The organism is Bradyrhizobium betae (assembly GCF_008932115.1).
In the GTDB taxonomy this organism is placed as follows: domain Bacteria; phylum Pseudomonadota; class Alphaproteobacteria; order Rhizobiales; family Xanthobacteraceae; genus Bradyrhizobium; species Bradyrhizobium betae.
Window position 1 is genome coordinate 6,161,939 of record NZ_CP044543.1, and the last position, 24,636, is coordinate 6,186,574.

General features: G+C 64.4%; 23 protein-coding genes, 1 tRNA gene and 1 pseudogene. 17 read left to right on the forward strand and 8 right to left on the reverse strand.

All coding sequences use genetic code 11. The features are described 5' to 3' along the window. The first annotated feature begins 108 nt into the window (after positions 1–108). Complete coding sequence (locus F8237_RS29630) at positions 109–753, forward strand: trimeric intracellular cation channel family protein (protein ID WP_151649683.1); 645 nt, start codon at positions 109–111, stop codon at positions 751–753. A gap of 94 nt (positions 754–847) precedes the next feature. On the opposite strand, the gene F8237_RS29635 is transcribed toward F8237_RS29630, so the two are convergent. Next, positions 848–2,056, reverse strand: coding sequence for a c-type cytochrome (locus tag F8237_RS29635; protein WP_151649684.1), 1,209 nt, complete (start codon positions 2,054–2,056; stop codon positions 848–850). 280 nt (positions 2,057–2,336) lie between these two features. Here F8237_RS29635 and F8237_RS29640 point away from each other — a divergent pair, with 280 nt between their 5' ends. Next, a complete protein-coding gene (locus F8237_RS29640; RefSeq protein WP_151649685.1) occupies positions 2,337–5,828 on the forward strand; it encodes an indolepyruvate ferredoxin oxidoreductase family protein in 3,492 nt (1,163 codons plus the stop codon). A 104-nt stretch (positions 5,829–5,932) separates the two neighbouring features. Here the strand turns inward: F8237_RS29640 and F8237_RS29645 are convergent, their stop codons facing one another. Then, positions 5,933–6,811 carry a radical SAM protein gene (locus tag F8237_RS29645; protein ID WP_244626009.1) on the reverse strand — a complete coding sequence of 293 codons (879 nt, stop codon included), beginning with the start codon at positions 6,809–6,811 and terminating at the stop codon, positions 5,933–5,935. A gap of 444 nt (positions 6,812–7,255) precedes the next feature. Between F8237_RS29645 and F8237_RS29650 the strand changes: the two genes are divergently transcribed. The 8 genes from F8237_RS29650 (at position 7,256) to F8237_RS29685 (ending at position 16,610) form a co-directional block, all read left to right on the forward strand. Continuing rightward, entirely contained in the window at positions 7,256–8,413 is a 1,158-nt protein-coding gene (locus F8237_RS29650; protein ID WP_151649686.1) for a thiolase domain-containing protein, read from the forward strand. Beyond that, positions 8,413–8,802 (forward strand): Zn-ribbon domain-containing OB-fold protein, encoded by a 390-nt coding sequence (locus F8237_RS29655; RefSeq protein WP_151649687.1) that lies wholly within the window; start codon positions 8,413–8,415, stop codon positions 8,800–8,802. The genes F8237_RS29650 and F8237_RS29655 overlap by 1 nt, the downstream gene beginning before the upstream one ends. 195 nt (positions 8,803–8,997) lie before the next feature. Continuing rightward, a complete protein-coding gene (locus F8237_RS29660; protein ID WP_151649688.1) occupies positions 8,998–9,858 on the forward strand; it encodes a MaoC/PaaZ C-terminal domain-containing protein in 861 nt (286 codons plus the stop codon). Between the two features lie 195 nt (positions 9,859–10,053). Further along, positions 10,054–10,932, forward strand: a complete 879-nt coding sequence (locus F8237_RS29665; protein WP_151649689.1) for an SDR family oxidoreductase — start codon at positions 10,054–10,056, stop codon at positions 10,930–10,932. A gap of 126 nt (positions 10,933–11,058) precedes the next feature. After that, a complete protein-coding gene (locus F8237_RS29670; protein WP_151649690.1) occupies positions 11,059–12,012 on the forward strand; it encodes a dihydrodipicolinate synthase family protein in 954 nt (317 codons plus the stop codon). A 4-nt stretch (positions 12,013–12,016) separates the two neighbouring features. Continuing rightward, entirely contained in the window at positions 12,017–12,811 is a 795-nt protein-coding gene (locus tag F8237_RS29675) for an NUDIX hydrolase (protein ID WP_151649691.1), read from the forward strand. A gap of 80 nt (positions 12,812–12,891) precedes the next feature. After that, positions 12,892–13,806 carry a DMT family transporter gene (locus F8237_RS29680; RefSeq protein WP_151649692.1) on the forward strand — a complete coding sequence of 305 codons (915 nt, stop codon included), beginning with the start codon at positions 12,892–12,894 and terminating at the stop codon, positions 13,804–13,806. A 116-nt stretch (positions 13,807–13,922) separates the two neighbouring features. Then, on the forward strand, positions 13,923–16,610 hold the full coding sequence (locus F8237_RS29685) for a PAS domain S-box protein (RefSeq protein ID WP_151649693.1): 2,688 nt from the start codon (positions 13,923–13,925) through the stop codon (positions 16,608–16,610). 8 nt (positions 16,611–16,618) lie between these two features. On the opposite strand, the gene F8237_RS29690 is transcribed toward F8237_RS29685, so the two are convergent. Next, complete coding sequence (locus F8237_RS29690) at positions 16,619–16,969, reverse strand: GrlR family regulatory protein (protein ID WP_162006267.1); 351 nt, start codon at positions 16,967–16,969, stop codon at positions 16,619–16,621. A 262-nt stretch (positions 16,970–17,231) separates the two neighbouring features. Here F8237_RS29690 and F8237_RS29695 point away from each other — a divergent pair. After that, positions 17,232–17,729: pseudogene (locus tag F8237_RS29695) on the forward strand (hypothetical protein). A gap of 49 nt (positions 17,730–17,778) precedes the next feature. Here F8237_RS29695 and F8237_RS29700 read toward each other — a convergent pair. Next, a complete protein-coding gene (locus F8237_RS29700) occupies positions 17,779–18,165 on the reverse strand; it encodes a VOC family protein (RefSeq protein WP_151649695.1) in 387 nt (128 codons plus the stop codon). Positions 18,166–18,342: 177 nt separating this feature from the next. Here F8237_RS29700 and F8237_RS29705 point away from each other — a divergent pair, with 177 nt between their 5' ends. From F8237_RS29705 to F8237_RS29715, 3 genes are all read left to right on the forward strand, one after another. Next, entirely contained in the window at positions 18,343–18,909 is a 567-nt protein-coding gene (locus F8237_RS29705) for a hypothetical protein (RefSeq protein ID WP_151649696.1), read from the forward strand. A 161-nt stretch (positions 18,910–19,070) separates the two neighbouring features. Then, complete coding sequence (locus tag F8237_RS29710) at positions 19,071–19,577, forward strand: hypothetical protein (protein ID WP_151649697.1); 507 nt, start codon at positions 19,071–19,073, stop codon at positions 19,575–19,577. A gap of 152 nt (positions 19,578–19,729) precedes the next feature. After that, a tRNA-Arg gene (locus F8237_RS29715) sits at positions 19,730–19,806 on the forward strand. A 42-nt stretch (positions 19,807–19,848) separates the two neighbouring features. Here F8237_RS29715 and F8237_RS36520 read toward each other — a convergent pair. The 3 genes from F8237_RS36520 to F8237_RS29730 form a co-directional block, all read right to left on the reverse strand. Next, positions 19,849–20,001, reverse strand: a complete 153-nt coding sequence (locus F8237_RS36520) for a hypothetical protein (RefSeq protein ID WP_015685469.1) — start codon at positions 19,999–20,001, stop codon at positions 19,849–19,851. Between the two features lie 143 nt (positions 20,002–20,144). Continuing rightward, positions 20,145–21,110 (reverse strand): AraC family transcriptional regulator, encoded by a 966-nt coding sequence (locus F8237_RS29720; protein WP_151649698.1) that lies wholly within the window; start codon positions 21,108–21,110, stop codon positions 20,145–20,147. Positions 21,111–21,559: 449 nt separating this feature from the next. After that, positions 21,560–21,856, reverse strand: coding sequence for a hypothetical protein (locus F8237_RS29730; protein ID WP_151649700.1), 297 nt, complete (start codon positions 21,854–21,856; stop codon positions 21,560–21,562). Between the two features lie 306 nt (positions 21,857–22,162). Between F8237_RS29730 and F8237_RS29735 the strand changes: the two genes are divergently transcribed. Then, complete coding sequence (locus F8237_RS29735; RefSeq protein WP_151649701.1) at positions 22,163–22,624, forward strand: host attachment protein; 462 nt, start codon at positions 22,163–22,165, stop codon at positions 22,622–22,624. A 30-nt stretch (positions 22,625–22,654) separates the two neighbouring features. Here F8237_RS29735 and F8237_RS29740 read toward each other — a convergent pair whose 3' ends face one another. After that, a complete protein-coding gene (locus F8237_RS29740; protein WP_151649702.1) occupies positions 22,655–22,915 on the reverse strand; it encodes a hypothetical protein in 261 nt (86 codons plus the stop codon). A gap of 291 nt (positions 22,916–23,206) precedes the next feature. Here F8237_RS29740 and F8237_RS29745 point away from each other — a divergent pair, with 291 nt between their 5' ends. Continuing rightward, positions 23,207–23,653, forward strand: coding sequence for a hypothetical protein (locus F8237_RS29745; protein ID WP_015685474.1), 447 nt, complete (start codon positions 23,207–23,209; stop codon positions 23,651–23,653). A gap of 104 nt (positions 23,654–23,757) precedes the next feature. Next, positions 23,758–24,630, forward strand: a complete 873-nt coding sequence (locus tag F8237_RS29750; protein WP_151649703.1) for a DMT family transporter — start codon at positions 23,758–23,760, stop codon at positions 24,628–24,630. Positions 24,631–24,636 lie beyond the last annotated feature (6 nt).

Below are 24,636 nucleotides of genomic sequence, written 5' to 3' on the forward strand. Positions count from 1 at the left end.
CTAGATGCGAGATTCCGTTCCGCCCTCCCTATGCTTTCGTCGCATGTTGCCCCCTCGCAGGGAATCGGGAACCTGTCAAGTTCCACGTGCAACGAAGGGAACAAGGCGATGTGGAATCTGCCGCCGAGCGATAGCGTGCTGCATTTCCTGTCGCTGGTCGCCGTCGCCGCGCAAGGCATGACCGCTGCGCTCGCCGCGGGCAGGCGCAGCATGGACTGGTTGGGCGTCTGCTTCCTCGGCTGCATTACCGCGCTGGGCGGCGGCACGCTGCGCGATCTGTTCCTCGGGCACTATCCGCTCGCCTGGGTGCAGAACCCGATCTATCTGGCGCTCGTCGGCGGCGCGGCCTTTCTCACCATCCTGACCGCGCGCCTCGTGCACCGGCTCAAGCTCGCCTTCATCGTGCTCGATGCGATCGGCCTCGTCGTCTTCACCATGACCGGCTGCGATATCGCCTGGCAGATGGATGCCACGCTGCCGATCGTCATCGTCTCCGGCATGGTGACCGGCTGCGCCGGCGGCGTGCTGCGCGACGTGCTCTGCAACGACGTGCCGCTGCTGTTTCGCTCGGAGCTCTACGCCACAGTTTCGGCGGCCACCGGCCTGTTCTATGCCACCGCCTTCGGCTTCAATCTCAACGCCGAGCTCTGGACCATCTTGACGTTCGTCCTCGGCATCAGCTTCCGCCTGCTGGCGGTGCGCTACAAATGGGAGATGCCGAAATTCGTTTTCACGGGAGATGAGGAAAAGTAGTCCCGCCGTCATTGCGAGCGCAGCGAAGCAATCCAGACTCTTTCCGCGGTGGGACTCTGGATTGCTTCGTTGCGCTCGCAATGACGCAGAGGCCTCAATTCTCCTTCCGCGCCTTCGCCACCTGCGCCGGCGTCACTATCAGGCCCGCATTGCCCCAGGAATTGCGAATGTAATTGGTCACCGCCGCGATATCTTCGTCGGACAATTGTTTGGCATAGCCCGGCATCTCGCCGGTATTCGGCGCGCGTGGCGTCGTCACCGTGTGGGCGCCGTCGAGGATGACGCGCAGGGTGGAGGACGGATTGATCGATTGCAGCAGCGCATTGCCCGGCAGCGGCGGATACATCCGCGGCGCGCCTGTGCCGTCGGCTTCATGACAGGCGATGCAGAGTTTTGCATAGACGGCCTGGCCGGCCTTCATCTCGGTCTCGCCGGGCGGCGTCACGATCGTCTCGCGCCGCGCCGGTGGCAGGCTCTTCAAATAGAGCGCGATCGCGCTCACGTCGGCATCGCTCATCTTCGACGTGGAGTTGACGACCACCTCCGCCATCGGCCCGCCGGCATGGCTCCTGGCGTTGCGCCCGCTCTGCAGATACTCGACGATCTCCTGCGCGCTCCATGATTTCAGCCCGGTGCGCGCGGCACCATCGAGCCTTGGCGCATACCAGCCGCCGATTTCGCTGCCGGCGAGCGCCTGCGCGGTCTTGTCCGCGCCAAAATAGTTCTTCGGCGTGTGGCAGGCGCCGCAATGCCCGAGCCCGGTGACGAGATAGCCGCCCCTGTTCCACGCCGCGCTCTGGCTCTGATCCGGCTCGAACAGGCCGGGCGTGAAGAACATGGCGTTCCAGACCCGCATCAAGCGGCGATAGCCGAACGGCCAGCGCAGCTCCGGCGGTTTGTTTCGGCCCACGACGGGCGGCAGCGTGCCGAGATAGGCCCGGATCGCCAGCGTGTCGTCCTTGGTCATCTTCGTGAAGTAGGGGTAGGGGAACGCCGGGTAATAGTTCGATCCGTCCGGCGCGATGCCGGTGCGCAACGCGCGCGTGAAATCGGCATCCGGCCAGGCGCCGATCCCGGTCTCGCGATCCGGCGTCAGGTTCGGCGCATAGATCGCGCCAAAAGGCGTGTCGATGCGCTTGCCGCCCGCGAACGGTCTTGCGGGATCCGCGGTGTGGCAGCCCGCGCAGTCGCCGGCCTCGACCAGCGACTTGCCATAGGCGATCAGCTCCGGTGACGGCTCGGCGGCGAGGGCCATGCTCGTAGCCGCACTGCACAAGAGCAAAACAGCCAGAATCGTCCGCATCCCGAGGTCTCCCGCGACCAATCACCCGCGTCCCGCATTATACGTGCGTCACGTCGTTTCGCGACGGCGGGGGTATGGTGACACAAATTGAAAATCGCCGATGCCTTGCAGCCATGAAATTGCGATTTTTACCCGGCGCTTCCTTTGGTCCAGATTTGTGATGCGGAGCGTTAAATATCCGACATAGAGTGGCGCGGATGGTCGGCGCGCCCTAGCTAAAAACAACGGGCAGGCAACGGCTTAAGCAGCCAGGCGCTCAAAAGGGCGGAAGAGGACGAGAATGGGCATCAACCAGGGTCCGATCAGTCTCGATCAGAAATACACCCAGGACACCGGCCATATCTTCACGACCGGCATTCAGGCGCTGGTCCGCCTGCCCATGGCCCAAATTCGCCGCGACCGCGCCGCGGGGCTGAACACCGCGGGCTTCATCTCGGGCTACCGCGGCTCGCCGCTCGGCGGCTACGACCAGCAGCTTTTCGCCGCCCGCAAGCATCTCGAACAGTACAACATCAAGTTCCAGCCCGGCGTGAACGAGGACCTCGCCGCCACCGCCGTCTGGGGCTCGCAACAGCTCAACCTCTCGCCCGGCGCCAAATATGACGGCGTGGTCGGCATCTGGTACGGCAAGGGCCCCGGCGTAGACCGCTGCGGCGACGTGTTCCGCCATGGCAATGCCGCCGGCTCGGCCAAGAACGGCGGCGTGCTGTGCCTCGCCGGCGACGACCACGGCGCCAAATCCTCTACCGTTCCGCATCAGTCCGACCACGCCTTCATGTCGGCGCTGATGCCGTATCTTTATCCCTCGAGCATTCACGAGATGATCGAGATGGGCCTGCTCGGCATCGCGATGTCGCGCTATTCGGGCTGCTGGGTCGGCATGAAGGTCATCACCGAGACGGTGGAGACCACCGCCGAGATCGACCTCACCGACGAGATGAAGCCGTTCATCATCCCCACCGATTTCGAGCTGCCGCCGGGCGGCCTCAATTTGCGCTGGCCCGACGACCGCTTCGAGCAGGACCGCCGCCTGCAGGACTACAAGGGCTTTGCCGCGATCGCCTTTGCGCGCGCCAACAAGGTCAACCGCATCACCATGGATTCGCCGAACGCCCGTTTCGGCATCATGGCGTCGGGCAAGAGCTACGAGGACGTCCGTCAGGCGCTGCGCGAACTCGGCATCACCGAGGAGATCGCCGCCAAGATCGGCCTCAGGCTCTACAAGATCGGCATGCCCTGGCCGCTGGAGCCGGAAGGCGTGCGCCAGTTCGCGGTCGGGCTCGAAGAGATCTTCATCATCGAGGAACGCCGCGAGATCGTCGAGAACCAGGTCAAGCAGGAGCTGTTCAACTGGCGCGACGACGTGCGCCCGCGCATCGTCGGCAAGATGGACGAGCACGACAAGCGCTTCCTGACCTTCTCCGCCGAGCTCAGCGTCGCCTCGCTCGCGACCTCGCTGACCGAGCGACTTCTTCGACTTAATCTCAACCCTGAAATCGCGGAGATGATCCGCGTCAAGGCCGACTGGTTCAACGGCCGCCAGGCGACCCAGATGCAGGCGGTCGCCCCCGTCTCCCGCACCCCGTATTTCTGCTCCGGCTGTCCTCACAACACCTCGACCAAGGTCCCCGAAGGCAGCCGCGCGCTGGCCGGCATCGGCTGCCACTTCATGGCGCTGTGGATGGACCGTTCGACCGAGACATTCACGCATATGGGCGGCGAGGGCGTGCCGTGGGTCGGCATCGCGCCCTTCACCAACGAGAACCACATCTTCGCCAATCTCGGCGACGGCACTTATTTCCACTCCGGGCTGCTGGCGATCCGCCAGGCGGTCGCGTCCAAGACCAACATCACCTACAAGATCCTCTACAACGACGCCGTCGCCATGACCGGCGGCCAGCGCCATGACGGCGATCTGTCGCCGCAGCAGATCACCTTCCAGCTCCACGCCGAAGGCATCCGCGAGATCTACCTGGTCTCCGAAACGCCCGACGCCTATCCCGCCGACAGCATCGCACCCGGCGTGAAGCTGTATCATCGCGACGAGCTGCAGAACGTCATGAAGATGTGCCGGGAGCACAAGGGCACCTCGGCCATCGTCTTCGTGCAGACCTGCGCCGCCGAGAAGCGCCGCCGCCGCAAGCGTGGCCTGCTTGAGGATCCGGCGCGCCGCGTCATGATCAACCCGGCCGTCTGCGAAGGCTGCGGCGATTGTTCGGTGCAGTCGAACTGCATCTCGGTCGAGCCGCTGGAGACCGAGTTCGGCCGCAAGCGCGCCATCAACCAGTCGTCCTGCAACAAGGACTATTCCTGCGTGAAGGGTTTCTGCCCGTCCTTCGTCACCGTCGACGGCGGCAAGCCGCGCCATCGCGCGCCGGCCGATCTCTCGGACATCGGTACGATCGCCGAGCCGGCTTCGCGCCCGACGCTTGAAAAACCCTACAACATCGCCGTCGGCGGTGTCGGCGGCACCGGCGTGCTCACCATCGGCGCGCTGCTCGGCATGGCCGCCCACATCGAGGGCAAGGCTTCGATGATCCTCGACATGTCGGGCCTTGCGCAGAAAGGTGGCGCGGTGCTCAGCCATGTCCGCCTGTCGGATCACCCGGCCGAGGTGACGTGCTCCCGCATCGTCACCGGCACCGCCGATGTCGTGCTCGCCGCCGACGAGGTGGTCGCTGTCGCCAAGGACACCATCTCGCTGTGCGACACCACCCGCACCCGCGGCATCATCAATAGCCACGTCATCCCGACCGCGGACTTCGTCCTGAACCGCGACTTCAACTTCCAGACTCGCAAGCTGAACGGCTTGCTGGAGACGGCGCTGCACAAGGACTCGGTCTTCTTCGACTTCACCAAGCCGGCCGAGCAACTGCTCGGCGACAGCATCGCCACCAACATGATGATGATGGGCTATGCCTATCAGAAGGGCCTGCTGCCGCTGTCGGCGGAGTCGATCGAGCAGGCGATCGAGGTCAACGGCGTCTCGATCAAGATGAACAAGGAAGCCTTCCGCCTCGGCCGCCTCGCGGTCGCCGATCCCGCGCGTCTTGCCGGCATGCTGAAGGGAACGGACGAGGTGGTCGCGCCCAAGTCTCTGGACGCGATGACGCTCGACGAGGTCATCGAGCATCGCGCCATGCACCTGACCGCTTATCAGAACGGCCGTCTTGCCAAACGCTATCGCAAGCTGGTCGACCAGGTCCGCGATGTCGCGAAGCAGGGCGGTTACGGCGACGCGCTGCCGCGCGCGGTCGCGGTGAACTACGCCAAGCTCCTGGCCTACAAGGACGAATACGAAGTCGCGCGCCTATTCACCGACGGCACGTTCGAAAAGCAGCTGCGCGACCAGTTCGATGGCGACTTCAAGTTCAACTTCAACCTCGCCCCGCCGATCCTCAGCAGTGGCGTCGATGCACTGGGCCGCCCGAAGAAGCGCGCTTTCGGTCCCTGGATGCTCGGCGTTCTCCGCGTGCTCGCAAAGTTCAAGGTGCTGCGCGGCACGCCGCTCGACATCTTCGGCCGCAGCGCCGACCGCAAGCTCGAGCGCGACCTGATCGCGGGCTACGAAAAGGACGTCGCCACGGTGCTCGGCCTATTGTCGCCGCTGACGATCGACACCGCGGTGGAATTGCTGTCGCTGCCCGACCGCATCCGCGGCTACGGCCCGGTGAAGGAGAAGGCAGTCGCGGACGCGAAAGTGCGTTACGCCCAGCTTGCCGCCGACCTCGCGAGCCCGCCGCCGGCCCCAAGGCAGATCGCAGCGGAGTAGGGCAGTCTCGTAGAGTGGGCAAAGGCGCAAAGCGCAGTGCCCACCATCTCACCGAGATTTGTGCAAGAAGAGGTGGGCACGCTTCGCTTTGCCCACCCTACGGGCTAAGCAGCCGGCGCATCTCTTGATGCCCGGCTCCGCAGCGGATTTTGCAACGAAAAGCGCCGAACTTCCGCGGAGCACATCGCGCAGGCCGTCTCATCCTCTCGCCGCAAGAACTCATCAAGCTCGCTGTCGGTACATGTCGGCGGGAGCGGCTTGTACTGCAAATACGGATCCCATTTCGGCGACAGATCGTATTTCGCCTTCTGCAGATTGAGATAGGCGAGCGGCGGACATTTCCAGAGGTGGCCATCGTGCAATTGCTTGCAGTATCTGGCGGGGCAAACCTCCCAGCTTTGCCGGGGCTGGCCGTCTTCGAACGGCAACATGTCGGCACCGGAGCCGAGGTAGCGGAGCGTCCATTTCTCGTCGGATTGCCTGATTTCGACGGCGATGCCGTGATCACGCTGCCACGCCGCGACGAGGTCGAGAGCGGGACGCAGTCGCTCGAGATACGACGGGTCGTCGTGATGCACCGACAAGGAGAGGCTGGCGTTGCCGTCGGCGGCCAGCGTCGCTGGAAGCGCGGGGTGGCGATGCAGGAAAAAGCCGTTGGTGATGATGCGGATATGCGTCGCCGGCCAGTATTTTCGGGCCAGCACGACGAATTCGGACAGGCGGGGGTTCATGGTCGGCTCGCCGCCGAGCAGGTTCAGCTCGTCCAGCGTAATGCGCTTGCTCCATGCGCTAATCCAGCTTTCCGCCAGCGCCAGATCCAGAATGCCCTTGTGCGCGTGGTTGGAGTAGTGGGAGCAGCTCTCACAGGCCAGATTGCAGGTGTGGGCGACATGCAGCTCGATGAAGGAGACGTGCCCGGGCGCTGGCGCGGGTTGTGGTTCCGGCCTGCGCAGGCGCCGAAACATTCCGGTGAAGATGCCCATTCGATCTCTATAGCAGATGAGGGCGGAGACGCCATGTCGGCCGGCTTGCCTGCCTTGCGATTTCCTCTTTGAAATCAACCACCGTTCTACTGTGCATGGGGTTGTTTTCGCGAAAGGGGTTCTTTCGATAAAGCGAAAATCGCTGGTGCCGTCGGGCAAAACACCTTTAGGATTTCTCCCGACCTCTCGTGCCCGGACGCGGCGCAGCGCCTCTTTGCGGTGCGCCGCAGAGCCGGGGCCCATCTTGCAACGTGCGCGGTGGCATGGGTCCCGGCTCTGCGCGGCAACGCCGAAGCGTTGCAGCGCGTCCGGGACACGAGAGTGGCGTCCCACTTGCGCCAGCCCGCAACCCTCTCGCCCGACGGAATATTTCCGCGCTTGCCAATCAGGCCACCGCGGTTCAGAAAAAAGAGCCAAGAAGAAACGCGAGCGGAGACCTCTGTTTTGACCATCAAGGGCAAGGCCTACATTGCCGGGATCTACGAACACCCGACCCGGCATGCGCCGGACAAATCCACCGCCCAGCTCCACGCCGAGGTCGCCAAGGGTGCGATCGAGGATGCCGGGATCAGCAAGGACGATGTCGACGGCTATTTCTGCGCGGGCGACGCGCCCGGCGGGGCCTGGCCGATGGTCGATTATCTCGGCCTGAACACCAAGAAGCTGCGCCACGTCGATTCCACCGAGACTGGCGGCTGTTCCTACATCATCCATCTCGGCCATGCCGCGGAGGCGATCGCGGCGGGCAAGTGCTCGATCGCGCTGATCACGCTCGCCGGCAAGCCCCGCACCGGCGCGATGCCGCCGCGGGCGCAGGGCGCCGAAGCCGATTTCGAGACCGCGTACGGCGCGACCACGCACAATGCCTATGGCATGTGTGCCATGCGCCACATGCACGACTATGGCACCACCAGCGAGCAGCTCGCCTGGATCAAGGTCGCGGCCTCGCACCACGCGCAATACAACCCGCATGCGATGCTCAAGGATGTCGTCACCGTCGAGGACGTCTTGAACTCGCCGATGATCTCCGATCCCCTGCACCGCATGGACTGCTGCGTCGTCTCCGACGGCGGCGGCGCACTGATCGTGACCACGCCGGAGATCGCCAGGAGCCTGAAGAAGCCGCTGGTCAAGCTGATCGGCCATGGCGAGGCGATGAAGGGTCCGCGCGGCGGCAAGGATCTCGATCTCACATACTCCGCCGGCATCTGGTCCGGCCCGCGCGCGTTCGAGGAAGCCGGCATCACGCCGAAGGACATCAAATACGCCTCGATCTACGACAGCTTCACCATCACGGTGCTGATGCAGCTGGAAGACCTCGGCTTCTGCAAGAAGGGCGAGGGCGGCAAGTTCGTTGCCGACGGCAACCTCATCTCGGGCGTCGGCAAGTTGCCGTTCAACACCGACGGCGGCGGTCTGTGCAGCAACCATCCCGTCAACCGCGGCGGCATGACCAAGATTCTCGAGGCCGTGAGGCAATTGCGCGGCGAGGCGCATCCGAAGGTGCAGGTTCCGAATTGCGATCTCGCCATCGCGCATGGCACCGGCGGCCTTCTGGGCGTTCGTCACGCGGCCTCGACCGCCATTCTGGAGCGCGTGTGATGAGCGAAGCGAAGAAATATCCAGCCCCGGTGACCAATCCGGAGACCTCGGCGTTCTGGGACGGGGCCAAGCAAGGCAAGTTCATGATCAAGCGCTGCACCGCCTGCGGCGAGGCGCATTACTTCCCGCGCTCGATCTGTCCGTTCTGCTACTCCGACAAGACGGTGTGGGAAGAGGCCTCGGGCGAGGGCACGATCTACACCTGGAGCCTGATGCGGAAGTCGCCGACCGGTCCCTACGCGATCGGCTACGTCACGCTGAAGGAAGGTCCGTCAGTGCAGACCAATTTCGTCGATTGCGATCTGGAGAAGCTGAAGATCGGCCAGAAGGTGAAAGTGGTGTTCAAGCCGACCGACGGGGCGCCGCTGCCGTTCTTCACGGTGGCGTGATCTTTTCCCTTCTCCCCTTGTGGGAGAAGGTGGCGCGAAGCGCCGGATGAGGGGTATCGCTCCACGGAGAGAATTTTCAACGCGGAAGCAACCCCTCACCCAAACGCGTATGTGGCCGGCATCTCGTAGCCCTCTCCCGCAAGGGGAGAGGGCGCATCAATGAGCGCCGGTGAAATGCCGGGAGGAAACCAGAAAATGTCCGCCAGATACGAAGAGCTCAAAGGCCTGAAAAACATCGGCCAGAAGTACGCCTACACCGATCGCGACGTCATGCTCTACGCTTATGGAATCGGCCTCGGCGCTGATCCCATGGACGAGAACGAGCTCGCCTTCGTCAACGAGGGCACGCTGACGCCGCGGCCGCTGAAGGTGGTTCCGACATTCGCCTCCGTTGCGGCCTGGGGCTCGGGGCCGGGCGAGATGAACCTCAACCGCGTGATGGTGGTGGACGGCGAGCGCGACATCACCTTTCACCAGCCGCTGCCGGTGGCAGCCAACATCACCGCCGACTCCTCCGTCGTCGAGGTCTACGACAAGGGCAAGGACAAGGGCGTCGTCATCGCCCACCAGACCGTGCTGAAGAACGAGAAGGGCGAGAAGCTGGCAACGCTGGTCGCCTCGCGCTTCGCCCGCGGCGACGGCGGCTTCGGCGGGCCGAACCTGACCCAGCCCGATCCGCACAAGATCCCGTCGCGCAGCCCTGACAAGACCATCGATATCGTCACGCGTCCCGACCAGGCGCTGGTCTATCGCCTCTGCGGCGACCGCAACCCGCTGCACAGCGATCCCGAATTCGCCAAGAAGGCCGGTTTCCCGCGCCCGATCCTGCACGGCATGTGCACCTACGGCATCACCTGTCGCGGCGTGCTCCAGACCTATGCCGACTACGATGCGTCGGCGTTCCGCCAGCACGTCGCGCGGTTCTCCTCGCCGGTCTATCCCGGCGAGACCGTGACGATGGACCTCTGGAAGGACGGCAACGTCATCTCGTTCGAAGCCAAGGTGAAATCGCGTGGCGTCACCGTGATCAAGAATGGCAAGACGGTGCTGGGTTAGGCCGGCACCGGCGTCTCACTCCCTCGCCCCGCTTGCGGGGAGAGGGTGGGGTGAGGGGGAGTCTCCGCGAGGGCGGTGACAGTCGAGCACGCGGAGGCTCCCCCTCACCCTGAATCAAGCTGCGCTTGATTTCCAGGCCTCTCCCCGCACGCGGGGGAGAGGCGAAGGAAGAAAAACATACAGGGAGAAGCCACCATGGGACTACTCGACGGCAAGGTTGCGCTGATCACCGGCGCGGGCGGGGGACTCGGTGAGGCCTACGCCAAGCTGTTCGCGCGGGAAGGGGCCTCGGTCGTCGTCAACGATCTCGGCGGTCCCCGCGACGGCTCCGGCGCCGACAAGTCGATGGCGCAGCTCGTGGTGGACGCGATCATGGCCGAGGGCGGCAAGGCGGTCGCCAACGGCGCCGACATCTCGACCATGGAAGGCGGCCAGTCGGTGTTCGACGACGCCATCAAGCACTTCGGACGCGCCGACATCCTGGTCAACAATGCCGGCATCCTGCGCGACCAGACCTTTTCCAAGGCCTCCGAATCCGACTGGGACAAGGTCATCAAGGTCCACCTCAAGGGTACCTTTTGTTGCACCATGCCGGTGTTTCGCTGGATGCGGGAAAACGGCGGCGGCGTGATCGTCAATACCTCCTCGACATCAGGGCTGATCGGCAATTTCGGCCAGACCAATTACGGCGCCGCCAAGGGCGGCATCTGGGGCCTGTCCAACGTGTTGGCGATCGAGGGCCGGAAGTACAACATCCGGATCTGGACGCTGGCCCCGGGCGCCCTGACCCGCATGACCGCAGACCTGCCCCGCTATAAGGAGAACCCCTCGGCGGCGCTGGGGCCGGACGGCATCGCGCCGGCCGTGCTATACATGGTCAGCGACTTGTCGGGCGACCAGACCGGCAAGGTGCTGGGCGTGTCCGGGCCCCGCGGCGTGCGCGAAATGCGGATGATGGAAATGGAAGGCTGGAAACCGCCGCACTCGGGCTGGAAAGCCCAGGACGTCGTTGAGCATGCCAAGGAGATCTTCTTCTCCGAGGAGCAGATCAAGATGGGGGCGCGGAGGTTTTAGCCACACTGTCATTCCGGGGCGCGACGAAGTCGCGAGCCCGGAATCCATGGTACAGCACGCGCAGCAGATAAATGGTTTCCGGGCTCGTGCTTCGCACGCCCCGGAATGACGTAGAAAGAGAGACTTATGAAACTGACCGCCGACGCCAAGGGCACCTTCGCAATCGCGCCGACGCCGTTCCACGATGACGGCCGGATCGACGAACGCTCGATCGACCGCCTGACCGATTTCTACGAGGAGGTCGGTTGCGACGGCGTCACGGTGCTGGGCATTCTTGGCGAGGCGCCGAAGCTCGACGCGGTCGAGGCCGAGCAGGTGGCGGTGCGCTTCGTCAAGCGCGCCAAGAAAATGCAGGTGATTGTCGGCGTCTCCGCCCCGGGCTTTGCCACCATGCGCGCGCTGGCGAAGGCCTCGATGGATGCGGGCGCCGCCGGCGTCATGATCGCGCCGCCGCCCTCGCTTCGTACCGACGACCAGATCATCGGTTATTACAAGCAGGCGGCCGAGGCCATCGGCCCCGATGTGCCCTGGGTGCTCCAGGACTATCCGCTGACGCTGTCGGTGATCTTCACCCCTGCCGTGATCCGCAAGATCGTCATGGACAATGCGAACTGCGTGATGCTCAAGCACGAGGACTGGCCGGGGCTCGAAAAGATCTCGACGCTGCGCAATTTCCAGAAGGACGGCTCGCTCCGTCCGCTCTCGATCCTCTGCGGCAATGGCGGCATGTTCCTCGATTTCGAGATGGAGCGCGGTGCCGACGGTGCCATGACCGGCTACGCCTTCCCCGAGTTGCTGATCGACGTTGTGAACCTCTCGAAGGCCGGCAAGCGCGACGCCGCGCACGATCTGTTCGACGCGCATCTGCCGCTGATCCGCTACGAGCAGCAGCCGGGCGCGGGCCTTGCCGTGCGCAAATACGTGCTCCAGAAGCGCGGCATCATCGCCTCCAGCGCCCAGCGCAAGCCGGGCGCGACCATCACCCCGGCGGCGAAAGCGGAGGTCGAGTACCTGCTGTCGCGCGTCGCCCGTGTCGACAAGCGCGCCAATCTTGGCCCGCAATCCAGCGCTGCAGGTTAACTGAATGCCCGAGACATCAGCGTCGCGCCCAGCCTCGACGATTCTCCTGCTCCGTGATGGTGCAAAGGAGATCGAAGTCTTCATGATGGTCCGCCATCATCAGATCGAGTTCAACTCGGGCGCGCTGGTGTTTCCTGGCGGCAGTGTCGATGCCGGCGACCAGGAGATTGTCGCCCGCTCCGACCTGTATTCGGGCGGCGAGGGCCTGAGCGAGGCGGACCGCGGTTTTCGTATCGCCGCGATCCGCGAGACCTTTGAGGAGAGCGGCATCCTGCTGGCGCGCGCGCAGGACTCAGGCACGCCGATCGATGCCAGGCGCGCCGGCGAGATCGCAGATGCGCATCGCGTCGCGCTCAACGAGCACAAGATCAGCTTCCTCAGCATTCTCGCCGACAACGGCCTTCAACTCGCGCTCGACACGCTGTTGCCTTACGCGCACTGGATCACGCCGGAGGGCCTGCCGAAGCGCTTTGACACCTGGTTCTTCCTCGCCGCAGCGCCGCCCGACCAGCTCGGAGCGCATGACGGTCGTGAGTCGACGGATTCGATCTGGGTGTCGCCGCGCGAGGCGGTGGAGGGCGGCGAGAGCGGACGCTTCAAGCTGCCGTTTCCAACCACGCGCAACCTGATCCGGCTCGCCAAGCAGGGCAGCGTCGACGCTGCGCTCGACCATGCCCGTGGCCTTTCCATCGTCACGGTGATGCCGGTCATGACCAAGACCGAAGCCGGCCGCCAGCTCCGGATTCCACGCGAGGCCGGCTACGACGGCGAGGTGTTCGACGTCGGCGCCGTCGGCTGACACAGTTCGACAGGCGACGAATTATCGCGCTCGTCGCCGCTGTATGTTCCGTCCCCTGACAGCGAGGCGGAACGAGCACCATGGACAACCGGCAGGATACCAACATCGCCGTCGAGCTGGCGCTGCTGGTCGCGCTCGCAACACTCTGGGGCGGCTCCTACACCTTCATCAAGCTCGGCGTCGCCACCATTCCGCCGATCACGCTGATCGCGGCGCGTACCGTCATCGCGGGCCTCTTGCTACTCGTCGTCATGTGGGCGCGCGGCATCAGGATGCCGACGGATGCGGCGACCTGGCAGCGCTTCGCGTTCCAGGCCGTGCTCAACAGCGTCATCCCCTGGACGCTGATCGCTTGGGGCGAGCGCCACGTCGATGCCGCGCTCGCGACCATCCTCAATTCCGCCGGACCGATCTTCACTTTCCTGCTCACGGCGATCGTCACCCGCCACGAGGCAACGACGCCGCGAAAACTGTTCGGCGTGGTCGCCGGCATGGCCGGTATCCTGCTGATCGTCGGCGTCGACGCTTTCCATGGCGTCGGCAGCGGCCTGGTCGCTGAGGCCGCCATCGTTGCGGCGACCATCTGCTACGCCTGCGCCGCGATTTTCGGCCGCAGCTTTAAAGGTCTCGATCCCATGGCGCCTGCGGCCGGCTCGCTGCTGGCAGGGGCGGCAGCCCTGATCCCGGCCTCGCTGATCGTCGAGCAGCCCTGGACGCTGTCGCCTTCGCTCGCTTCCGTGCTGGCACTGCTGGCGCTCGCAGTGTTCTCGACCGCGGCGGCGTTTGCGATCTATTTCCGCCTGATCCAGACCCTGGGTTCAGTCGGCACCACCGCGCAGGCCTATCTGCGCGTGCCCATCGGGGTCGCCATCAGCGTGACCTTCCTTGGGGAAACTCTGAGCCAGACCGCCTGGATCGGGCTTGCCTGCGTCGTCCTTGGGGTCGCCGCCATGACGATCCCGGCGCGCAAGGCCGGCAGCGTCAAAACGTCATAATCGGGAGGGCAGGACGACTGCGATATTAAGGATATGGGACCGCCTGAGGCATGTTCCCCCGGGGGGCATTACGTCGTATATTGGGCCTCCAGTAGCCCGGTCCCTCAACCACACCCATGTCCGCCGAATTGACGCCGACCCCTGAGAAAAAGCGAACCTTCTCGCTCTCCATCGGCCAGCTCACGTTCGGCAGCTTCCTGTTAGTGCTGGCGGTGATCATCGTCACCTCGACCGCGAGCGTGATCGCGATCCGGCACATCGACACGACCTTCGCCGAGCTGCAGCGGCTCCAGAGCGTCGGCGACCTCGCCGAGGACATCGACCGCCGCATGAACGAGTTGCGCCTTGCCGCGCGCGACTTCGTCACCGATCCCGGCGCCGGCATCCAGTTCAAGCAGGTGGGCGAGGCGGCCTCGACTCTGAGCGATATCCTGAAGAAGACCCGCATCGAGCTCGCTCCCGAGCAGCAGGACATGATCGACGGCGTCACCGAGCGCCTTGCGACCTACCGCAACGGCCTCGAGCGGATCTCGACCCTGATCGACCGCCGTGCCCAGCTGCTCGCCGGCCTGCCGCCGCTGCGCGACCGGTTCGATACGGCCGTCGGAGGCACGGCGGACCGTGAGCTGGCCTCGCGCCTGTCAGAGGCGCAGAGCCGCATCGCGCTCGGTCTGCTGGCGCGCAACCCGTCCGCGGCCGAGCAGGCTGCACAGAGCATGCGGACGATGGATATCGCCGATCCCAGGCTGAAGGTAGCCGTGAGCGACTACGCCGAAGCCATCATCGCGGTGGCGGTCCGGGAGCGGCAGATTGCCGACATCGACCGCGAGGTGCTGGGCACCGAGGGCCGGCTGATCGGCCGCGTCACCGAATTGCTGCGCGAGGTCAGCGCAAGGCGCGGCCACGTGCTGTCGCGCGATTTTGCCCGCACGCTGACGGAAGCGCGGTGGCAGAGCATCGTGTTCGGCACCATCGGCGTGCTGATCGGCATTCTCGCGGCCGGCTTCGTGGTGCGGCGGACCGTGCGGCCGCTGGCGAAGATCGCCAGATCAATCCGCGCGCTGGCTGCCGGCGAGAAGAACACCTCGATCCCGTCGGCCGACCTCGACAACGAGATCGGCGACATCGCGCGCGCGGCCGAAGTGTTCCGCCGGGCGCTGGAGGAGGCCGACACGGCGCGCGAGGCGGCGGTGCGCGCGCTCACCGAGCAGCGTCTGGCCGAGGAGAGCTACAGAAAACTGTTCGAGGGCTCGGTCGACGGAATCTACGTCACGACGCCGGCCGGCGACCTTCTCAACGCCAATCCGGCGCTGGCGCGGATGATGGGTTATGACAGCCCGCAGCAGCTGATCGACAGCATCAACGACATCGCCCACACGATCTACGTCCATCCTGAAGCACGCGTCGAATACCAGCGGCTGATGAATCGCGACGGCATCGTGCGCGAATTCGAGTACCAGGTGCGCCAGCGCAGTGGCAACGTCCTGTGGCTTTCCGACAGCGCCACGGGCGTGCGTGACGAGGCGGGCAACATCGTCCGCTATGAGGGCACGCTGCGCGACATCACCGACCAGAAGCGGGCGGAGGACGCCATCGCCGAAGGCCGGCGCCTGCTCCAGCAGGTCATCGATACCGTGCCCGCGGTCATCAACGTCAAGGACCGCGACCTGCGCTACGTACTGATGAACCGCTACATGGCCGGCATCTTCGGCATCGAGCCCGGCGACGCGCTCGGCCGCACCACCGCCGACCTGATGTCGCGCTACGGCGCGGCCAAGACCGACGAGAACGACAAGCGCGTGCTCAATCTCCGCAGGGGACTCGGCTTCTACGAGGAGGAGTACAAGGATTCCTCCGGCAACATGCGGCAATGGCTTGTCAACAAGTTGCCGCTGCTCGACGCCGAGGGTGAGATCGAGCGGATCGTCACCGTTGCGCTCGACATCGGCGAGCGCAAGCGCGGCGAGCAGGAGATGCGCAAAGCCAAGGAATCCGCCGAGACCGCGCTGCGCAATCTGCGCGAGACCCAGGCCTCGCTGATCGAGGCGGAGAAGCTCGCCGCGCTCGGACGGCTCGTTGCCGGCGTTGCGCATGAGGTCAACAACCCCGTCGGCATCAGCCTCACGGTGGCCTCCGCGCTGGAGCGCAAGACTGCGATGTTCACCGCCGAGGTCGAGCGCGGCGAACTCCGCCGCTCCACGCTCAACGACTTCCTCAACACCAGCCGCGACGCGTCCTCGCAGCTCGTCTCCAATCTCAACCGCGCCGCCGAGCTGATCCAGTCGTTCAAACAGGTCGCGGCCGACCGCAACTATTCGGACCAGCGCAGCTTCGACCTCGGCGACCTCACCGAGCAGGTGGTGATGAGCCTGCGGCCGGGCCTGCGCAAACACAATCTGACGCTCAACGTCGAGTGCCAGCCCAGCCTGACCATGAACAGCTATCCCGGCCCCTATGGCCAGGTGCTGACCAATCTGTTTCTCAACTCGGTGGCGCACGCCTTTCCGGACGGACGTCCGGGGATCATCGACATCCAGGTGCGCGAGTCCGGCAAGGACAACGTCGAGATCATCTTCGCCGACAATGGCTGCGGCATGTCGCTCGACGTCCGCCGCCGTGCCTTCGATCCGTTCTTCACGACGCGGCGCGACCAGGGCGGTACCGGTCTCGGTCTGCACATCGTCTACAGCATCGTCACCAACAGGCTTGGCGGCCGGCTCGATCTGGATTCCGAGCAGGGCGAGGGGACGCGCATCCAGATCATCCTGCCGCGAGTAGCTCCGCTGGAGCAGGCTGCCGAATAGCTTCGCGCCTAATCTGCGTCTGCAAGTTTGTGGAGCGTGGCGCCGAAGATCTGGCTGGCCTTGCCGACCAGCGCCGTGCCTGTCATGTCCCCGCGCGTATCGGTGAAGGTGCCGCTGACGCCGATGCCGACCGCCGCAGGGCCGCCGAACAGGGGATTGTCGTCGCCTCTCGGGGAGGTGTGCCGCTGCACCAGCACCTCACCCTTGAAGGTGTTGTCCTTCACCACGTAGCTGCCGGTGTAATAGAGGTAGGCATCGCCGCCAAGGATCTTGCCGTCGCGGAAAAGAATCACGCCGCTGCCCTTGCCGACCCGACCATCGAGCAGGTTCACGTGAATCGAATAGAGGCCGTTCTTCATAACGTCCCGTAGGCCGGCCGCCATCGCCCAATGGCGTAACCGGTCGTGCTTTTATGCCAAAGCGCATCTGCTCGCGCAACGCGGCAGTTTGCCGGCCGGCCACGCGCACCGCCCACCGACGAGCCGTAGTTGTCCCGGCTTGTCTGCGACAGGGCTATGACCGTCTCATTGCGGGGCGAGACCAGTTGGAGCGAATCAAAACTGGCCCGCGAAATGCATAACCATTGTTGCACTAGCCGCGGGGTGCTGGAGCAAGAGCAACGTGACCAACTGGATCGATTCCGGCGGCCATGAGCCGCGTCTGTACAGTGCGCGTTCCACGAATTGCAAAAGCGAACACCGGAGGACAAGTCGTGCGACACGGCGGCCAAGCGTGGCGAGCCTGCCTTGCGCCCTGGCCTTGATCGCCCTCGTTGCCCCGCTCGGGTACGCGCGCGATCGCGGCCAGTTCGTAAACACCAATGCCGATTTGAAGGCCTGGTTCGACGGATTGCGAAGCGGAAAGGGGCCGTGTTGCTCCGATGCCGACGGCTCGGCGCTCTCGGACACCGACTGAGAAAGCAAGGACGGACATTTTCGTGTCCGCGTCCCGCGCCTGGGCTATGTGCTCGACGGCCAGCAGCAGGAGCTCGTCTGGGTCGACGTGCCGGAGGAGGCCGTGATCTCGGAGCCGAACCGGGTCGGCCGGACCATGGTCTGGCCGGTCTACGGCTACATGGGCGTGACCATCCGCTGCTTTATGCCCGGTAGCATGACTTAGCCGGGCGGCAGCGCGCCCGGCTTCTCGTCGATACCTGATGCGTGCTGCGTCAGGTGTATTTCTTGTCGCGCTCGAGCAGCTCGATCGAGATGCCTTCGGGGCCGCGGATGAAACAGATGCGCACGCCCGGCCGGAGCGTGGTCGGCTCGCGTGTGAAGGTGACGCCCTTGGCCTTGAGCTCGGCCGCGACGGCGTCGATGTCCTTCACCGCGAGGCCGAAATGGTCGAGCCCCTGATGCGGGTGTGGGGGCGGCGGGTTGACGGCGTTGTCGCCCTCGAGCGGCGCGATGAAGATTTTTGCGCCGCCGAGGTTCACGTCGATCCGTCCCGGTGCGCGGACGACTTCGCCGCCGAGAATGTCCCGCAGCCAATTCGCGGTGGCCTCCGGATCGGGGCTGCGCAGATGGACGTGATCCCAGGTGACGACGACAGGCATTTCATGTTCTCCCAACGGGGGCTTCGATGTTGCAGTGCATATTATCGGCCGTGGCCGGCGATCGCCACCGTCCGTGTCGATTCGCATCTGCGCGGGGAACCTTAGTTCGTCTGCTCGATTAAGGTAAGCAGTGGCCGATTCGTTGAACGTGCTTCGGCCGTCATCGGTGACATACCCATGAACGCGAGGTTTGACCGGATCGGGCTGGGACGTTTCGCCGGGAACGGCGAGCGACTGGCGCGGGCCGCGACGATCGCGAGCGTTTCGTTTGGCCGAGGCCTGTTGTGGGGGCTGGCGGCCATCATTGTCGGCTGCAGCGTCTGGGTGCTGATGCCTCTCTCCAAAGGTAGCAGTACCGAGCCGGCGAAGTCCGACGTGGCTACCGTCGAACCTGCTGCCCCCAGCGATGCGGCAGCTGCGGTCGCGCCGATCGCGCAGGCTTGGACTGCGGCGCAACTCGATCGTCTCAGAATTTCATCGCAGACCTGGCGTCGCGGCGGGCTCGGCTCGAAGGCGCTGGTGACCTTCACGTTGCGGAACGACAATGACTATTCCGTAAAGGATCTGGAGATCGTTTGCGCGTTTGCACGACGCGATGGCAGTCATCTCACCGACCGCCGCCGCGTGCTGGCCGACACCGTCAACATGAAGAGCCGAAAAACGTTTGCGCGCGTGGCTGTCGGCTTTGTCAACGTTAATGCCGATCAGGCAAGCTGTTCGCTGATTGCCGCACGGCGCGCGTAAAGGCGGCGTTTGCCGGTAGCGGAAAAGTGACTGTCAGTGCCCCTTGGTCAAGAATCCCGGCGTTGCCATTTGAACCAAAGGCTGGGTGCAGGAACCAAATCAGAGTATCGCCTGTTAAGGCGAAGAGCCCACGCGGGGATGCGGTGGGTGGAGTGCGGCCCATGCCCATCTTCCGGTATTTCATGTTCGTCGGTGGAGCGTTGCTCGCACTGTTGTTCGCGGCGGACTTCGTTTGGCCGACCACCCCCTTCGCCAAAGCAATCGCGACAGCGAGCAATGATCAGCCGCTGATCCGGATCCGGTCGGATCGCCACTTGCCGGATCGCGTCGTGCTCGACACCAGCCAGCCGACCCTTGTCGCGCCCACGCTCAAGACGGCCGCCGTTGCCGCGCCGCAGCAGCCCGTGCAGGCGGACATGCTGGCCGAGATGTCGGCCAAGGCAAGGGTGCGCGAAACCTTTGCCCAGTTCACGCCGGCTCCGAAGGCTGATGCCGCCGCAGCGAGGAGGGCCGATGCCAAGCCGCAGGCGCAGGTCGCTCAGGTTCCTCACGTTCAACCCAAGCGTAAGGTCGCCCGGATACATCCGGCGCCGCAGCAGCGGCAGGGCCGTCCGATGATGCTGGTGGCCCAACAGCCGCATTTCGGGCTCTTCAACACGACTTGGTGAGAGCGCCTTCGACCCGCCTCGAAACGAGAAGGGCGGGGCTTTTTATTGGTCAGTCTCTCTGCTAATTCGAAACCCACCCGAACCCCGCCCGGCGTGCTGGCTTGCCAGCTGCGGTCCGCCGGTTCTGGTTGCGGCCCAATCCCAGGGCCGAGGCGCTCGTAGCTCAGCTGGATAGAGCATCGGATTTCGATTCCGAGGGTCGGGAGTTCGAATCTCTCCGAGCGCGCCATTTGTCAGATGCTTCGGGCCGGGTGCACTCCGCCAGCCCTATCTACTTACCCTGGATCTTCAGCCCATTGGGGCCGACATTGATTTGCACGCCGTCGGGCTGCTTTTTCTCCTGGTAGAGATTGTAGCCAAGCACGCCTGCGGTGACGACCAGAGCGCCGATGATCAGAAACAACAAATTGCGGCTGATGGACATTCGCTTCCTTGAATCGGGTTTGATGGCGGCGAGAAAAACCCCGCGGTTTGGATGCGCGGGGTGCCTGCGAGATAACGCGGCTCGAAGGAACTGGTTCCACAGGCCCGACACGCTCGTCCGAGGCAATCCGTGGCGCCGGGAGGTCAGTTTGCCGGGATTCCGGTTTGCCGGCCCCGCGCCAGCGTGGCGGAAGGAGCTTCGTGGAAGGTCGCGCGGTAGGCGGCGGCAAACTCGCCAAGGTGGTGAAAGCCCTGGGCGCGTGCGCATGTGGCGACCGACGCACCACTGCTCCTGAGAAGCTGGGTGCGGGTCGCCCACAGCCGCTTCAGGCGGATGTACTGGTGCAGGCTCATGCCGCGCACCTTGGTCACCGCGCCGCTGAGAGTCCGCACCGAGACTCCGCATGCCCCGGCGAGATCTGCCGTATAGATCGGCGCGGTCGGATACGCCGCGACATAATCGTCGATCTGCTGCACGAGCTTCGCGGACCGGGCGCCCGGAATCGGAGCACCGCCGTCGGACAGCGGGTCAATGCGAAACAGATCATCGAGGGCGAGCAGCAGGCCCTCCTGCAGATGTCCGGCGGCCTCCGTCGTCTCGAACATGTGCGGCTCGACCGAGGCGGTGCGCAGGATGTCGAGCACGAGCTGTCGGGCGTGGAGTTGAGCGGCGCGGTCCGCGACGCGGACCCACAATTTGTCGGCACAATCGAACCAGCCGCGATCCCTGAGAAAGGGCGAGAAGATGATCAGCGCGTGATAATTGATCTGGGGCTCGACGAAATGGCAGTCATGATTGCCGCGCAGGGCCGCGAAGAAGCGTGCATCGAGATTCAGCCCGCTCGACGTCGCGCGCAGATCGTCTGTCATCGGCAGGATCACCATGCCGCCCGGTGCGCGATAGGCTGTATCGAGGATGCGCGCAAACGACTTTGCGACGATGATCCGGCACGCCGGCAGGTTCACGACCGCGCGCGCCGCCGCGAAGTTGGTGACGTCGAGCGGAATGCTGCGGGCGTCCTCCAGCGATTCGACCGGTCGAAACGCGTCGATATCCGCAAAGCGGACCAACTGAAGGGCGGAAGAGGGGGCAAGCGCGTCGAAGAACATGCGTCCGGCCGGGTGCTGAAATGTGATAATCAAATGAACGTCTGTACATCGCCATCATTGGCGAAACACGACGATTCAGTAAACCGGATTCCGGGCCGTAGTATTGCGGACATCATGCCACGTGGCCGGACGGATTGATGTCACCGTCAACGGTCTCGGTGCATCGGCTGGCCGGTGGCGAGGTCGATGAAATGGAGCCGCGTGCATGCGGGACAGGTGATGGACTCGAAGCTACGACCTTCAGGTCTGTGCTGCTTTTCCAAATGCGTTTGCACATTCATGCCCGTCTGGGGGCACCGGAAAACAATAAAATCCACCATTGAGGCAGGATGACTGGATGGTGCGCGGCGTCTTTGATCTAGATCAGTTTTGGAGCTGCTCTAGATTGGATCACGTCGCCATTCACGATCTCGCAAAAGCGAAGGGGCCCCGGAGGGCCCCTCTTGATGTCACCAGCCGCGGTAGCCGTAATAGCGGGGCCCGTAGGGGCGGGGTCCGTAAGGACGGGGACCATAATAGCGCGGGCCATAATATCGGGGGCCGTAGTACGGCCGCGGGCCGTAATATCCATAAACGTTCGGACGCCAGAAACAGCGCCCCCAGGCGTCGCAGACCATGCGGACCTGCTCGACGTCGGAGGCCTGCGGCGTCGCAGGCGCGGGTGCGATGGGCATGGCGGACGCCGCCGGCGATGCCGCGATGGCACCGAACAGGGATGCGGCGACGAGGCCGATCTTGATCTTCATGATGTCTTTCTCCGCTTTACGCAGTACAGGATATCGAAGTTGTTCTGATCAAATTGTGGCGGAACCGAAATGTAATGCTGATGAACAAATCTTCAGCCAGTCCGCCGCAGGCCTGACCTTCGGCCTTGAGAGACTATCCCAGGTTCGGGCGCGTGACCAATGCTGCGCTGGGCCTGCCCCGCAAGACGTCGCCGTCATCCTTGATCCTGCGCAATTCGCCGGCGCGGCTTCGTCCCTAGTCTTGTCGCCGTGGCCTGGCTTTCGAGGACATGAGGGGCGGGCTCACGGATTGCTTGGAGCTGTGCAATGGACAAGATGAGATTAGACAAAGGTGACTGGCTGGTCGTGTGCGATGGGCGCAAGGCGCTCATTCTGGAAAACCTCGGCGACGAGATGTTTCCGAACCTCCACACCAAAGAGGTGCACGAGCAGCCCAATCCGTCGACCAGCGCGCAAGGGACCGATGCGCCGGGCCGACTGCATGCCGCCGCCGGCGGCGCGCGCAGTTCGGTCGAGCAGACCGATTGGCATGATGAGGCGGAGCGCGCCTTCCTGCGCAGCCTGGCCGGCCGGCTCGATGCTGCCGTCAGCGCGGGCGAGACCACGGCCCTGACCATGGTGGCCTCACCGCGCGCGCTCGGCATGATCCGCGCCGATTATTCGGATGCGGTGCGCAAGGCGCTTCAGGGCGAAGTCGGCAAGGACCTCGTCAAGCTGCCGGTTTACGAAATCGAGAAGCAGTTGCTGCTGACGGGCGCCGCCAGATAGGGACGCCCGTCGAGGACGCGCTGGCGCCCCTCAGTAGCAGGGGTGCCGGCGGCGGTCCTGGCCGACATAGGCGGCGGCGCTGCGGTAGCAGTGATTGGTCGAGGGGCCGTCGTAGAAGGCGAAGGTGCCGGGCGCGATGCCGGGGCCGTAATTGTGCACATAGCTGATCTGATAGGGCAGCGGGTTGGCGTAGCGATGGTACCGGTGATGTCCCCGTGCCTCCGCCAGATCAGGGGCTAGGATTGCGGCCGACAAGGCAGCAACCGCGGCTACCAGCTTCAATTTGCTCATCTCGATTCTCCGGAACCCGCTCGAATAGGTGAGCCGTTTATAGCCAGTTCGGGCCGCCGGGACACCCGTCCACGGGCCGTAAATCGGAGCCAATCCCGCAGATTCCCGGGTGGGTGTGACAGAATTGCCGGAATGGCCGTCCAGGGCTGCCCATTTTTGGCCTTTTCGGGATGCTTAACGAATTCCCCACACAAGTATGACCAAAGAGAATTCGGTCAAGAATCCTGTTGCCGGCCCTTTGGGGTCCTTCGAGGCCGGTTTATTCCTGAAGGTTTTCGTCGTCACGCCGCCATGCGCATCACGCTTCTGAGCCTGCTGTTGCTCTGCATCGCCGCCGCCACGCCGGCGCGCGCCGAGCTGCACATCACCCGCGACCACGGCGGCTACGTCGAGGAGTACAAGGCCAAGTACAAGCGCGTCCGCGAGAAGGGCGAGCGCGTCATCATCGACGGCATCTGCAACTCGGCCTGCACCCTGGTGCTCGGCATCGTGCCGATGAACAAGATCTGCGTGACGCCGCGCGCGAGCCTCGGCTTCCATCAGGCCTATTACGACAAGGCCTTCACCTTCGGCATCAAGGTCACCAGCGCGGAGGGCACCTCCGACCTGATGTCCTATTACCCTGACACGGTGAAGGACTGGATCCGCCGCAATGGCGGGCTCACCACCGACATGAAGAAGATCAAGAACGGTGTCGATCTCTGGAGGATCATCGATCCTTGTCCGGAAGAATGGTGAGCGGCTGAATTGATCCGGCGCTTCCGCACTCTGTCGCGGCGCAGCATCTCTGAAGTGGAAATTCGCATTGCCGCATAGGCCCCGGTGGGGCAATGAGGGCGGCAATGAACCATAATCAAGAAGCCCTGACCGCCCGCGCCGCGCCGATCCTGTTCGTCGTGCTCTGGAGCACCGGATTCATCGGAACCAAATACGTCATCAACAACGCCGATCCCTTGACCTATCTCGCCATCCGCATGGCGGTGGTGGTTGGCCTGATGGCGATCATCGCGGCGATCGCGCGGCCGAAATGGCCTGATCGTATCGGCATCGCGCACAGCGCCGTGGCCGGCATCCTCGTCCACGGCTTCTATCTCGGCGGCACTGCGATCGCGATCGCGCATTCGATTCCGGCCGGGCTGTCGGCGCTGATCCCCGGCCTGCAGCCGATTCTGACCTCGACCATCGCTAACCGCTGGCTCGGCGAGAAGGTGACGCCGGTGCAATGGGCGGGCCTCGTGCTCGGCCTCGGCGGCGTCATGCTGATTCTGCACGGCCGCCCCATGACCGGCGAAGCCGGGCTCGGCTGGCTCGCCTCGGTGGTCTCGCTGATCTCCATCACGCTCGGCACGCTCTATCAGCGCCGCTACTGCAACCCCATCGACTGGCGTGCCGGCAATCTGGTGCAGTACGTTTCCGTCACGATCTTCTTCACGATCGGTGCCTTCCTGTTCGAGGACCGCGTCGTGCACTGGACGCGGGAGTTCGTGCTTGCGCTCGGCTGGCTCGCCGTGGCGCTTTCGATCGGATCGATCGGGCTGTTGTACTGGCTAATCCGTCACGCCGCGGCGACCTCGGTCGCGAGCCTGTTCTATCTGGTGCCGGCGGTCACGGCGCTGATGGCGTATCTGCTGTTCGGGGAGAGGCTCGACGCGCTGGCGATTGCCGGCATGGGGATGTGCGCGGCGGCGGTGTTCGTGGTCAACCGGCGCTTCTAGACCGGT